This is a genomic window from Halalkalibaculum sp. DA384, from assembly GCF_043951955.1.
GTDB lineage: Bacteria > Bacteroidota > Rhodothermia > Balneolales > Balneolaceae > JAMQKA01.
In genome coordinates this window covers 159963-172884 of the sequence record NZ_JBINJE010000004.1, presented here as the reverse complement: position 1 = coordinate 172884, position 12922 = coordinate 159963, and the positions used below count along the sequence as shown (strand labels likewise).

Sequence of the window (12922 nt, the reverse complement as noted above, 5' to 3'; positions counted from 1 at the left end):
TTAGAAGCTAATGTTGGCGCCAATGCTGATCACCTTCGTCTGCGGATAGTAGTCGCCGGTCGTCCACGGGTATTCGGGATCCAGGCCGATACCCAGGTTTTGATGCATCCAAAGGTTTTTACCCGTTGCATACAACCGCAGGCGCTGAATGCCGACCTGGCTGACAATATCCTGTGGAAGGGTATAGCCAAGCTGGACGTTGCGCAGCTTCACAAAGCTCCCGTCCAGGATCCACCAAGAGTTCGTTGTGTAATAATTCCGGTTGTAGTTGGAGTAGTACGCGGGATGACGGGCATCCGTGTTTTCAGGGGTCCAGTAGTCTTTATGCCATTGTGAGGTATAATTCTCCCATACCGGACCCTGGGCAAAGCCAAGTCCCAGGTACTGGTCACGCTTGCCAACTCCCTGCAGAAATGCGCTGAAATCGAAGTTTCTCCATCCCATGTTAAGATTCACACCAAAGATATAGCGCGGATTGGGATCGCCGATTACCACGCGATCTTCTTCATTAATCGCCCCGTCGCCGTTCTGATCTTTGAAGCGGATATCCCCCAGGCGGGTTACCCAGCCGGCAGGTTGGGCGTGGTTGTCGATCTCTTCGTACGAGTTAAACAGCCCATCCGCCTCCAGGCCGTACCAGGCGTTGACCGGGCTGCCTTCCTGGACCACGTGACGGTCGAGTCCGCCACCCAGTACATAAGGTCCCGTGTCTACCAGGTCGATAACCTCGTTTCGGTTGTCAGACAGGTTGAAGTCGATTCCGTAGCTAACTTCGTTGATTTGATCCTGCCAGCCAACAGCCAGCTCCCAGCCTCTGTTCTCAACGATGCCCGCATTCTGGTATGGCGCGCCCAGGCCGACCATGTCGGGAACCGGGACATTCAGGAGAATATCTTCTGTGCGTCGCTGATAAATATCGCCCGTGAGAGTCAGGCGATCATCGAAAAAGGCTGCATCGAAACCCACGTCGATGACGGTGGTCGTCTCCCACGATAGCTCGTTGTTGACAAGGTCTGTAGCAGCCCCGCCCACGGCCTGCGGACCACTGGAGTTGCCCAGGTAGTACGGGATACCCAGGTCAATCGACGAGTAGTAGGAGTACAGCGGCACATCCTGGTTACCCAGCTCGCCCCAGGAGCCGCGCAGTTTCAGTTCGTCCACCCAGTCCACGTTAAAGAACGGTTCTTCGGCGATTCGCCAGCCGACCGAGAATGAGGGGAAAAACCCGTAGCGATGGCCCTCGGCAAACCGACTCGACCCGTCGTAACGGGCGTTAAACTCAAACAGGTAACGATCCATCAGTTCGTAGTTTAACCGTCCAAATACCGAGCGGAGCGCCCACTCGCTGCCGTATCCCACCGTTCCGTCATTCGAGGGATTCCCCATGTTGAGTTGACGCAGCTGGTTGTTGTAAAACTGGTCTCGCGAGGCCCGGAACTCCTCGAAATTATACTGAATCTGCTCGTAGCCGACCACGCCGGAGATCTCGTGCGTTTCCAGGAACGTGTGGCCGTAGTCGATCATCGCCCGTAGTGTAGACTGACGCTCCGTGTTGCTGCGGTTCTCGCCGTAACTCGGTCCCCAGTAGTACCCGTCTTCGGGATATTCCTCGATAAGATCCGGATCGGTGCGGAACAGCTCCCAGTCCATACTTCCGTAGTCGAAGGAGGCGAGTGTCTGCAGCTCCGCCCATCCAGGAAGAATATCGATATCCAGCCGACCGGTAACTTTGCCTTCCCAGAACACTCGCTGTTCGTCACCACTTACTTCGGCAGAAGCCAACGGGCTGCGACCGAACAGGTTCAAGCCGTAGGTTCCGTCGGAATAGCGGGTCCGGCGTGTCGGCGGCGTGTCATGGACGATATAAAATGTTGAAGCCCAGTTTTCCGCGGGAATGATATCCCACCGGCGGCTGCCCGAGATGTCAAGGCCTCCCGAAATCCGGTCGGTCATCTGGAAATCAGTATTGAGGCGCACTCCGTACCGGTCGGTTCCGGTGTTCGCCATCATGCCGTCCTCACTCATATAGTTAAGCGAAAGTGCATAACGCGCATCGGTGTTTCCCCCGGACACGCGCAGCGTGTGGTCCTGGATTGGCGCCGGGTCAAAGATCGCATCCACCCACTCGTTGTCCGGATAGGCGTCAGGGTCTGTTCCGGCGATCGTATTCTGGATATACTCATCCGTATATCGGGGTGCATAACTCGGATTACTTCGGCACTCTGCCGGGGTCTGGCTGGGATCGCGACCATCGAGGCACCAGTTCAAAAGATTCTCCCGGGCCAGGTTTGCAAGCCGCATGTGCGTTTCGGTATCCACCCGCTCCGGCCACGCTGTTATATCCTGCATTCCCATGTATCCATTGTAATCGACCTGCAAGCCGGCCGATCCACGCTTTGTGGTGACCAGTATTACGCCGTTTGCCGCACGCGAGCCGTAGATCGCCGCCGATGCTGCATCCTTCAGTACTGAAATATTTTCTACGTCATCCATGTCGACGGTGGAAAGGTCCCCTTCAAGTCCGTCTATAAGCACCAGGGGGCGGGAAGCTCCGGCACTGCCGGGGTCACCGCGACCAAGCGTACCCTGCCCGCGCACCAGCAGATCCAGCTCGTTGCGTCCCGGGCGGTTTCCTCCGTCCAGCAGCTGTAGACCCGGAGCCATCCCCTGCAATGCATGAGTGACCGTCGGAACCGGGATTTCGGCCATCTCGTCAGCCGACACTGACGCTACTGAACCGGTAAGATTCTCCGAACGCTGCGTGCCGTAACCGACTACGACAAGCTCCTCACCCGAAATGGCTCCCACTTCAAGGGATACGTTAATCTCGGTGCGACCCTGAATGGGAACCTCTTGAGATTGGTACCCGATAAAGGAAAACACCAGCGTATCCTGCAGGGAGGGTACATTCAGGGAGTACGTGCCTTCCGCATCTGTGGATGTCCCGGTTGTCGTGCCCTTGACAAGAATGTTCACGCCGGGCAGTGATTCACCGGTATTGGCGTCCCTGACGGTTCCGGTTACACTTTCCAGGCGAATCGCCTTCTTGAAATTATTTGTCCGAATATAGGAGGCCTTTTTTATGGCATACTGCTGCTCCGACTCCCGCGAATAGGTAAGCCCGTTCCTGCTAAGAGCCCGGCCCAGCATTTGTCCCAGGCTGTCAGCCTGAAGCAGGGATGCCCTCACATATTTTCCTTTCAGTATGTCCGAATCATACAGAAAAGAGACGTTGTAGCTCTTCTGTATCTCAGTCAGAGCCGCCTCCAGTGAAAGCATTTTTATGGTGCTGACAGAAAAGGTACTGGCACTCAGCTGTTTTGACGTATAAAGTTCCTGCGAGGGTACCTGGGCAACGGATCGTGAGACCATGAGCATGCTTCCCAGCAAAATGGCACACAAAATCCCTGCTGATACCCTTCCGAATATTGTATCATTATGAATTTTCATAATTCCCCTTATTTCGGTTATGGTTATGTTGATTTATTTATGGGCACTTGTCTTATCCCTGTTTTTCTTCCCCCAAGTAGACTGTTTTCCCATCAATCTTAACAGGTGTGGACAGAGTTTGAGACAATGTTGACAGTATCACATCCATCTTTGAGTTTTCGATAGTACCGGAGAGCGTCCGCTGTTTAAGCGCCGGATCCTTGATTTTTATCGTTACCCCGAAGGTATATTCTAGCCTTTTCAGCACCACCGGCAGCGGGGTGTGATCAAAGACCAGGTCGTCGGTTTTCCAGGAAGTGTATACATCGGTATTGACCCATCGCACTATCAGAGTATCACTTTCATTATCAAACTCGGCCATGTGGTCGGGTTTTAAAATCAACTGGCGCTGTTTCTGGCGGGCAGGCTGATACGAGGTAACTTCTACGCTGCCCTTCTCCAGCACAACCTGTGTTTTTTCGTCCCTGGTGGAAACTGAAAACGCCGTCCCCAGAACCTGCACAAAACCGTCATCTGTAATAACCCTGAATGGGAACTCGTCACGGCTGGTCCTTTCGGGGACGCTGAAAAAAGCCTCTCCCTCCAATTCAACACTGATATTGGTCGGATTTGCGGTATTGGTCCTGTAAACCAGCTCGGAATTGGCATTCAGGTTTATTACAGATCCATCTCCCAGCTTTATGGTTTTCTGTTCTCCATAGCTGGTTGTAACCCTGTGGCTTGTCAATACATTTTCTGATTGCGGCTCGCTGTTATCTCCTGAATACCCAAAATAAACCGTCAGGCCGGTTGTAAGAATGATGAGAAATCCCGCGGCCATCCGGTAAATCCAGTTGAGATCAACATTTCCTCTTTCGCTCTTTTTTACCGTCCCGCGACTGATCTTCTTCCCCTCCCGGTTCAGCCGTTTACTAAACCGGTTCCAGGCGTTCTCGGTGTTTGGGCTGACTGTTGGATCAAGGCTGAATCCCGCTATCTCCTGCATGGCATCCCGCGCCAGCTCGCGGTGTTCCTCCGCCTCCGAAACCCAGTTGTCCCAGTATTCTTTTTGATTTTCGGAAGCCTCACCCTGAGCCCACTTTCGGAATGAGGCATCTTCCAGCAGTTCTTCAATGGTATGTTTCTGACTGTTCACTGTCCTGTTTTTTGTTGTTTAGGGATTTCACTCAAATAGACGGGTGGCAAACTGTTTTGTACCAGAAAAAATCTGATTCGGGAAATTCCTGCAATGACGTGGCCTGAATCTATCTAAACAAACTTTTTAAATAGAAATATTGAACAGGAATATGGAATACAAAGAAAGATTTTACCCTGTGGCCATGCCTGGTGAGCGATCGATTTTGCATGGAACGACAGTATTAGTGTACCATCATCAATACGTGCGACACACAACATATCAACGATATTAACGGGAAGGGAGCCAGGGTGGTCAACAGTATTCCGTTTGCCGGACTGTTTATTACCCCGTCAAGGATCTTCAACGACTTGCAGACATAGTTTCGAAGGGTCTGGTAATTCAGGGAGGTAATCGACTCAATTTCTTCATATGTCATTCCTTCATAATAGCGAAGGTATATGATTTCCCGCTGGCGGGGTGTTAACTCATCCATCGCCTTTTTTAGCGCTGCCCGTTTTGCGCGGTCTTTCTCTCTTTGGATAATTATCTCATCCACTGCAAACTGCATACTGCTTGTCTCCTCTCCAAACTCTGTATAAATATCTGATCGCCGGGACTCCTTGTGGATTTGATCGATCAGGCTTCTTCGCAGGGCGGTCCAAAGATAGGTCTTTACCCCCGTCACATCCCCCAGATTTGCCCTCTTCTTCCAGATCCTCAGGAACAGATCCTGGATATGATCTTCAGCTACCACTTCACTTCCGCAAAATTTGACCGCATACCGAAACAGATCGTCATAGTATTGCCGAAATAACGCTTCGAGTGCACTGCGATTCCCTTTTTTTAACTGCCTCCACCTTTCCCTGTCGGTCATACTGATTTCCCCAGTTCCACTTTCATCTATCCCCTTTTAATAAATACTAATCCTTTTTCTGTGCTGAGTCTGTCCTTCCCATAATTTGAAACAGATACTCAAGGTAATAGCACCACTCGAAAGGGAACATTTACAATTAAGTGTAATTATTACCCTTAAGCATATGGTAAACAATTTATCAAATTTCGTGTCAATTTCAAGGCAAATACCTTCTTTCGGGAATCAAAATGCTTTCCCTGCTTGATAGTGTTGTGAGATTTGGCTAACTCAAAAGGCGTGCGACTGACACTTAGAAGTTTTGCAACACCAGGATTTTGACCAGTTTCAAAAGCCTGGGTGACTTCAAACACGCGGTTTGGATCTCATAAATGAGGATTTCGAAGTCCCGAAAATGCCATCATCGGGCAATTAAAAGGCTCAGGGCTTGCCTTACCCAACTGTTTTGCCCAATCTTGCTGAACACACATTCTCACTTACTTCTGAAAGGAGCAGTGTAATGAACTACAGGGATAATGCACTCATGGAATCCGTACCTTCATCACTCCTTCTCTACTGTTTATGCGGGCTTTTACTAGGTATTGCCGGTAGAGAAGCGCTGGCTCAAAATCGGAACATACCTGTTCACGATCCCGTCATGATTTCACAGGATCAGACCTACTACCTGTTTGAGACAGGACGCGGTATTTCCGTTTGGTCATCGCCAGACCTGCAGAACTGGACTGAAGAGAACCGTGTTTTTGACGAAGCGCCCCATTGGACCTACCAGGTTGTCCCGGATTTCCGCAACCACATGTGGGCCCCGGATATCGCCTATCACGACGGCACCTACTACCTGTACTATTCGGTCTCTTCGTTTGGGAAAAACACTTCGGCCATAGGGGTGGCAACCAACAACACACTGCACCCCGATGATCCCGACTTCAGGTGGGTGGATCACGGTCCTGTAGTGGAATCGGTACCCGGCCGTGACATGTGGAATGCCATTGATCCCAATCTTGCCATTGACGACAAGGGAACCCCGTGGCTCACGTTTGGCTCATACTGGCTTGGGATAAAACTGGTGAAACTGCAGGATAATCTCACGGAGGTCGCTGTTGATACCGCGGCCGAATGGCATACCATCGCTTCCCGGCACCGCTACTGGAAGCTCGATGAACGCGATGCGGGAGATAGCGAAAATGGCGATATTGAAGCCCCGTTTATCTTCAAAAAGAACGGGTTTTATTACTTGTTTGTATCCTGGGATCGATGCTGCGCTGGCGAAGAAAGTACCTATAAAGTAGTCGTTGGCCGCTCAAAAGATATTACTGGTCCATACCTGGATCGGACCAACAGGGATATGCGACACGGCGGGGGCACGCTTGTGGTCAAGGGCAACGAAAACTGGGCCGGTATCGGGCACAATTCGGCCTACACATTTGACGGCACCGACTACCTGGTGGTCCACGGGTATGACCTCTCCGACGAAGGGAGATCAAAGCTCATAATGCTGGAAATGGAATGGGATGAGGAGGGATGGCCCCGGGTAACGCCCGACTGATACCTACCTATACCAGAGCTACAAACAACGCTACCCTATACACTCCATTACGGCCCGGGATTAAAACCATTTAACCAGTTTAGTTGTTCATAGAAGGGTTTTATAGACTGTCGTACGTCGGTATTCTACTTCCGTTGGACCTTCTTTCCCCAGACCGATCGCCCGGAGGGGATAAGACCGGTGTAGGTTATGGTTGTATGGCGTGGTGAAGCCTCCCAATCCCACGCAGTGTCTACAATAAGCTCTGTACCATTTACGGTAAGCGTTCGGGAATCCTGATGATAAGACCAGGTACCCCTCAGTTGACCACCCAGCGTATAATCTTCATTAAACCTCACCATATATGATTTTTGCATGGTTTTATACTGGTAGTCCAGGATAATTTCTTCCCAGGTCCCCACGATATCCTCTTCATCTATTGCGATGTCCGGGACCCCGGCGTAACGTTCCGGTGCAACCACCGGCCAGCCACTTTCAGTCCAGTATATTTCTCTTACGTGCCCCATCATTACAGCATTTGAGACGTTGATTCCCCCGATCTCCGGCGGCAAGCGTCCCTGGGATGAGTAGAACCACTTCCCCGTCTCCGGGTCCTGAAAAACCGCACAGTGAGATATGCCCACCCACCCGTGGTGACCGTCAAATTTATAGGGATGCGTTACCATGGGCCACGCCTCTGCTCCTTTGGTAACATTGTCCCCATTGATGCCCAAATAGGGACCCGTAATGCTTTTAGATCGGGCCACGCGGGTATTGTAGGCCACGGACAGCTCATCGTAGGCCAGGAACAGGTAGTAATATCCGGTATCTCCATTATATATAATCTCCGGACCTTCAAGCCCCTGCCACCTGTTGGAAGCCACATCTCCACGACCGGCTATTCTGACCCCGTAATCTTCCAGGCTATCTAGTTCGAACGGTTTACCGGTCGCAGGATCGAGCTGGACGGCGGCAATTCCCGAATGCCAGGAACCGTATACCAGCCAGTGCTCTCCCCCGGGGGTGACCACATACGATGGGTCAATGGCGTTGTATTTGAAATAAGTACTCCAGTCTGAGCCTCCGTTTCGCTGGTAGGACGCCTCCCCATCTGCCACAGAGTGGATCACCATGCCCTTGTCTTCCCAGTTGTTGGCAGCCAGATCCGCAGATTCTGCCAGCCCGATAAAGGCCCGCTCCGTCCAGGAGCCGGTATCATCCGTTCCGGTAATCGGATTCATAGTGACCACGCTGTAATACAACCTGAACGTATCATTTACTTTTGTTACATGAGGTGCCCAGAAGCCAAAATCGGGATCTTCGATGGGAGGCAACGGAGGATCCATTTCAGCCCTTATGCTGTATAAGGAATCCTTTACCCATGAAGGAGCATCAGGAAATACGGTGCCAGAAAACTCCCAGTTAACCAAGTCTTTGGACCGGCGGTACGGGTAGTATCCATGTCCCTTGTGCACATTGCCGTAGGAAGCGTTCGTTTGATACATGTAAAAATAATCGCCGTCCTTGATAACCGTTGGGTCATGGACGTTCGCCAGATTCCATTTTGAACGATCGTCCCATGAAGAGACTGAAGTATAGTCATCAGGATAAGCGGGACCCTCAAAATCCTCAATAATCCCCTCGTATTCCTCTTCCCGTTCTCCAGCTTCATTGTCGTTCCCTGTGCCAGTACTGATGTCTCCACAACCAGGGCAAAGCCCCAGCGCCAAAAAAAGGATCAGTGTGGACTTTACTGCTTTCATATATTCCATTTCTGCCTGTAGGTGAAGCGAGAACGGGCACCCGTGACTTTTTTGGAAGGAAATCCTGGGTAAAATACATTTGAAATCGGACGGTACGTCTATCGAATTCCTTTATACCTGCCGTAGTACACCTCGTTCGATCTCAATGCCAGTTTGAAATCGTGGATATCGGTACTTTCATCAATGACAACGCATTCAATTCCCAGCATCTCGGCAAAATCGCGAATATGATCCACCCGCAGGCTCTGGCTGTATGCGGTGTGGTGGGCCCCGCCCGCCAGGATCCACGCCGCTGCCGCAGTTTTGAGGTCCGGTTTGGGATTCCACAACACGCGGGCGACCGGCAGTTTTGGGAGATCGGGCATTTCAACGGCTTCCACTTTATTCACCAGCAGACGATACCGGTTTCCGAGATCAATCAGCGAAACATTCAGGGCATCGCCGGGCGGGGCATCAAACACGAGTCGCGCCGGGTCCGCTTTGCCGCCGATAGAGAGCGGGTGTACCTCCAGTAAAGGAGTTCCTTCTGTTATCGAGGGACATATTTCCAGCATGTGGGCCCCCAGCACCTGCATCCGGCCGGGTTCAAAATGATAGGTGTAATCCTCCATGAACGAAGTGCCTCCCGGCAGCCCCTCCGCCATCACTTTTGTCGCCCGTACCAGGGCCGCCGTCTTCCAGTCGCCCTCGGCTCCAAATCCATAGCCCTGTTGCATCAGGCGCTGCACGCCGAGTCCCGGCAGTTGCTTGAGACCATGCAGGTCTTCAAATGTAGTGGTAAAAGCGCGAAAGTCGCCCTCTTCCAGGAACGCCCTGATCCCCAGTTCAATGCGCGCCGCTTCAACGATCGCACTGCTAAAATGATCGTCGGAGAGGTCATCGGAAGCGATCTCATACTGCTCTCTATACTCGTCAACCAGGTTTGAAAGATCACGCTCCGAAACCCCGTTTACATGTTCAGCCAGGTCGCCCACGCCATAGCCCCTGACATCCATTCCAAGCTGGACCTGTGCTGTTACCTTGTCCCCCTCGGTAACGGCCACATTCCGCATGTTATCTCCAAAACGGGCCACTTTCATGTTGGTAAGCTCATCTTTGCCGATCGCTGCCCGAATCCAGGTGTCGAGCTCATTGATCACTTCAGCATCCTGCCAGTGGCCGACAACCACCTTCCGGTCGATCCCCATCAGCGTATTTATAAAACCGAACTCCCTGCCCCCGTGGGCCGACTGGTTCAGGTTCATGAAATCCATGTCAATCTCCTCCCACGGAATATCGCGATTGAACTGGGTATGCAGGTGCAGGAACGGCTTGTCTAGAATTTTGAGACCCGCGATCCACATTTTGGCCGGCGAAAACGTGTGCATCCAGGTAATCAACCCGATGCAGCTATCAGAGCTGTTGGCTTCCCGACATAAACGCTGAATGGCGCCGGAGGTGGTGAGTACTGATTTAAAGACTATTTTTGCGGGAGATTGAGTGCGCTCCGAAAGTCCGGCCGTTACCTTTTTGGAGTGGATCTCTACCTGCTTCAATGCTTCCTCACCATACAGGTTCTGGCTGCCGGTGATAAACCAGATCTCTTTTTGCGCTTGACTCATAAATAGTGTTTATATTTTCAAAAAATTATATCAACATCTTCATCGGCCGGACAATAAGCACATTTATCCCGTCCCTGCCTCGGTCACTCCTGCCCGTAATAGGCGTCATCGCCGTGCTTGCGTTCCCAGTGTTTCCGGATAAGGGTCTCCTTCAGCCGGGGTGCATCGGGGCGAATCTGGAGAGAAATGTACGCCATCTTGGCCACTTCCTCCAACACCGCGCTGTTATAGACCGCCTTTTCCGCCGTCTTTCCCCAGGTAAACGGGGCATGGTTGGCCACCAGCACCATCTCGACCTCCTCATACGAAAGATCACGATCATCGAACGCATTAATAATCTGGTAGCCGGTCTGCTCCTCGTAATCTCCCTTAATCATCTCGTCGCTCATAACCGGGGCACACGGGATATCCCGGGTCAGGTGATCGGCGTGTGTAGTGCCCATGATCGGGATATCCTGCTGGGTCTGCGCCCAGGCGGTGCCGTATGTGGAGTGCGTATGTACGATGCCGCCAATATGCTGCCAGTGCTTGTATAATACCGCGTGGGTTTCAGTGTCTGAGGAGGGACGCATCTCCCCTTCCACTACATTCCCGTTAAAATCAACGATCACGATATCTTCCGGTTGCAACTCATCATAGGGAACGCCACTCGGTTTTATGGCGAACACTTCGCGATCCCGGTCCACGGCGCTGGCATTGCCAAATGTGAACAGCACCAGGTCCAGTTCCGGCAGGCGCATATTGCTTTCATACGCCTCTTTTTTAAGTTCGCTAAATTCACTCATGGAGAAACGGCTAGTTTTTGTATTGATTTTGAATTCTGGATTCGATCGCATCACCGAACGACTTGTATCGGCGGTACAGCTCCTCATACTCCTCGACTTTCCCGGATTCAGGCTGGTAGATCTTACCAAATCCGTTGCCCATCGCCTCTTTCGCCTCGGTAACATCGTCAAAAAGACCGGCGGCGGTGGCGGCAAACATGGCTGCCCCCCGGGCGCAGACCTGGTCGGATTTGGCAATCTTGATCGGCATATTCAGCACATTGGCCAGCGTCTGCATCACGTAGGGTGATTTTTTGGCCACCCCGCCGAGACCAATGATCCCGTTGATCTGGATTCCTTCCTCCTCAAACCGCTCGACGATAGCCCGGGCACCAAAACAGGTAGCCTCAACCAGCGCTTTAAAAATACGGTAGCTGTCGCTCCCCAGATCCAGTCCTTCAATAGCCCCCTTGAGCAGCTGGTTGGCATCCGGGGTTCGGCGACCGTTAAGCCAGTCGAGGGCCAAAATACCGGTATCGACAGTACCGATTTTTGCGGCGCCCTCCGACAGCCGGGCAATCAGCTGATTGTCAGCTTCGCTGAGCAGCTGTTCCTTCTGCTCATCAGAGAGTATATCGGACTCCCCAACCAGGGTTTCGAAGGGGGCCAGAAGCACGTTTTTATACCAGGCGTAGACATCTCCAAAAGCCGACTGCCCCGCCTCAAGCCCGATCATTCCCGGGATAACGGAACCATCCACCTGGCCGCAGATGCCCTGCACCAGGTTCTCCTGCACATCCTCATAGGGCGCCACAAGGATGTCGCAGGTCGAGGTTCCCATCACCTTGCTTAGGAAATAGGGTTCAATCTCTCCGCCGACCGCCCCCATGTGGGCATCAAACGCCCCGACCCCGATTACAACATCTTCAGGCAGCCCCAGTTTTTCAGCCCATTCCTCCGAAATCGTACCGGCCGGCTCATCTGCGGTAAACGTTGCTTCGTAAAGTCGCTCGCGTACCCCGGAAAGCAGCGGGTCAAGTTTCGTCAAAAACTCATCACCGGGCAACCCGTCAAACTCCTCGTGCCACATCGCCTTGTGCCCGGCCGCACAGCGACTGCGCTTCATTTGGTGAACATCCGTCCCCCCGGTAAGCTCGTAGGGAATCCAGTCGCACAGCTCCACCCAGGAGTAGGCCGCTTCGCGAATAGCGGGATCCCCGCGCAGGGTGTGAAGCATTTTAGCCCAAAACCACTCCGAGGAGTAGATTCCCCCGACATACTTCGTATAGTCGGGACCACCCCACGACCGGGCCAGGTCGGTAATCTCCTCCGCTTCCCTGACGGCGGTATGATCCTTCCAAAGGATGAACATCGCATTGGGGTTTTCCGCGTGCTCGTCGGTCAGGGCCAGTGGTCTTCCCGTCTTATCTACCGCAACCGGCGTGGAACCGGTGGTATCCACCGAAATACCCTTTACATTTTGAGCAACTTCTTCTGGAACCGCGCCCAACACTTCCCTGAGCGTGTTCTCCAGCCCTTCCAGGTAATCCAGCGGATGGTGCCTGAATTGGTTTTTAGTACTATCGCAGTATTTACCCTTCGCCCAGCGGGAATAGTGGTGTACCGCTTCCGCCAGGTTGTTTCCTTCCAGGTCCACTATCACCGACCGTACCGAGTCGGTCCCGTAATCAATGCCAATAACGCAGCCTTTGTCAGATCCCATCTGTTATCCTTTTTTATATTTTACTGAAAATGTTAAACAGCAGCCTATCCCAACAATAAGTGTAAGTATAACGCTTTTTAAATTTTGATGAAGAAATTATCAAAAAAATTG

8 protein-coding genes are annotated in these 12922 nt (G+C 52.2%); 1 reads left to right on the top strand and 7 read right to left on the bottom strand.

The window, feature by feature from the left end:
- From ACG2E4_RS04205 to ACG2E4_RS04195, 3 genes are all read right to left on the bottom strand, one after another.
- The gene (locus ACG2E4_RS04205) at nucleotides 1-3450 is read right to left on the bottom strand and encodes a SusC/RagA family TonB-linked outer membrane protein (protein ID WP_395260763.1); all 3450 of its coding nucleotides are present in this window, start codon (nucleotides 3448-3450) and stop codon (nucleotides 1-3) included.
- A 52-nt stretch (nucleotides 3451-3502) separates the two neighbouring features.
- A complete protein-coding gene (locus ACG2E4_RS04200; protein WP_395275775.1) occupies nucleotides 3503-4585 on the bottom strand; it encodes a FecR family protein in 1083 nt (360 codons plus the stop codon).
- A gap of 223 nt (nucleotides 4586-4808) precedes the next feature.
- Entirely contained in the window at nucleotides 4809-5441 is a 633-nt protein-coding gene (locus ACG2E4_RS04195) for an RNA polymerase sigma factor (RefSeq protein ID WP_395260767.1), read from the bottom strand.
- Nucleotides 5442-5937: 496 nt separating this feature from the next.
- Here ACG2E4_RS04195 and ACG2E4_RS04190 point away from each other — a divergent pair, with 496 nt between their 5' ends.
- Nucleotides 5938-6981 (top strand): arabinan endo-1,5-alpha-L-arabinosidase, encoded by a 1044-nt coding sequence (locus tag ACG2E4_RS04190; RefSeq protein ID WP_395260769.1) that lies wholly within the window; start codon nucleotides 5938-5940, stop codon nucleotides 6979-6981.
- Between the two features lie 125 nt (nucleotides 6982-7106).
- On the opposite strand, the gene ACG2E4_RS04185 is transcribed toward ACG2E4_RS04190, so the two are convergent.
- The 4 genes from ACG2E4_RS04185 to ACG2E4_RS04170 all read right to left on the bottom strand — a co-directional run bounded on the left by ACG2E4_RS04185 (nucleotide 7107) and on the right by ACG2E4_RS04170 (nucleotide 12811).
- Nucleotides 7107-8723, bottom strand: coding sequence for an arabinan endo-1,5-alpha-L-arabinosidase (locus ACG2E4_RS04185; protein ID WP_395275774.1), 1617 nt, complete (start codon nucleotides 8721-8723; stop codon nucleotides 7107-7109).
- Nucleotides 8724-8821: 98 nt separating this feature from the next.
- Nucleotides 8822-10324 (bottom strand): L-arabinose isomerase, encoded by a 1503-nt coding sequence (gene araA, locus ACG2E4_RS04180; protein ID WP_395260773.1) that lies wholly within the window; start codon nucleotides 10322-10324, stop codon nucleotides 8822-8824.
- An 83-nt stretch (nucleotides 10325-10407) separates the two neighbouring features.
- A complete protein-coding gene (locus tag ACG2E4_RS04175) occupies nucleotides 10408-11109 on the bottom strand; it encodes an L-ribulose-5-phosphate 4-epimerase (RefSeq protein ID WP_395260775.1) in 702 nt (233 codons plus the stop codon).
- A 10-nt stretch (nucleotides 11110-11119) separates the two neighbouring features.
- Nucleotides 11120-12811 carry a ribulokinase gene (locus ACG2E4_RS04170; RefSeq protein ID WP_395260776.1) on the bottom strand — a complete coding sequence of 564 codons (1692 nt, stop codon included), beginning with the start codon at nucleotides 12809-12811 and terminating at the stop codon, nucleotides 11120-11122.
- Between the last annotated feature and the right edge of the window lie 111 nt (nucleotides 12812-12922).

Bases quoted from the DNA above. Each gene is read 5' to 3' on its own strand.
- ACG2E4_RS04205 (WP_395260763.1), bottom strand. From the start codon at position 3,450: ATGAAAATTCATAATGATACAATATTCGGAAGGGTATCAGCAGGGATT.
- ACG2E4_RS04195 (WP_395260767.1), bottom strand. From the start codon at position 5,441: ATGACCGACAGGGAAAGGTGGAGGCAGTTAAAAAAAGGGAATCGCAGT.
- ACG2E4_RS04190 (WP_395260769.1), top strand. From the start codon at position 5,938: ATGAACTACAGGGATAATGCACTCATGGAATCCGTACCTTCATCACTC.
- ACG2E4_RS04185 (WP_395275774.1), bottom strand. From the start codon at position 8,723: ATGAAAGCAGTAAAGTCCACACTGATCCTTTTTTTGGCGCTGGGGCTT.
- araA (WP_395260773.1), bottom strand. From the start codon at position 10,324: ATGAGTCAAGCGCAAAAAGAGATCTGGTTTATCACCGGCAGCCAGAAC.
- ACG2E4_RS04175 (WP_395260775.1), bottom strand. From the start codon at position 11,109: ATGAGTGAATTTAGCGAACTTAAAAAAGAGGCGTATGAAAGCAATATG.
- ACG2E4_RS04170 (WP_395260776.1), bottom strand. From the start codon at position 12,811: ATGGGATCTGACAAAGGCTGCGTTATTGGCATTGATTACGGGACCGAC.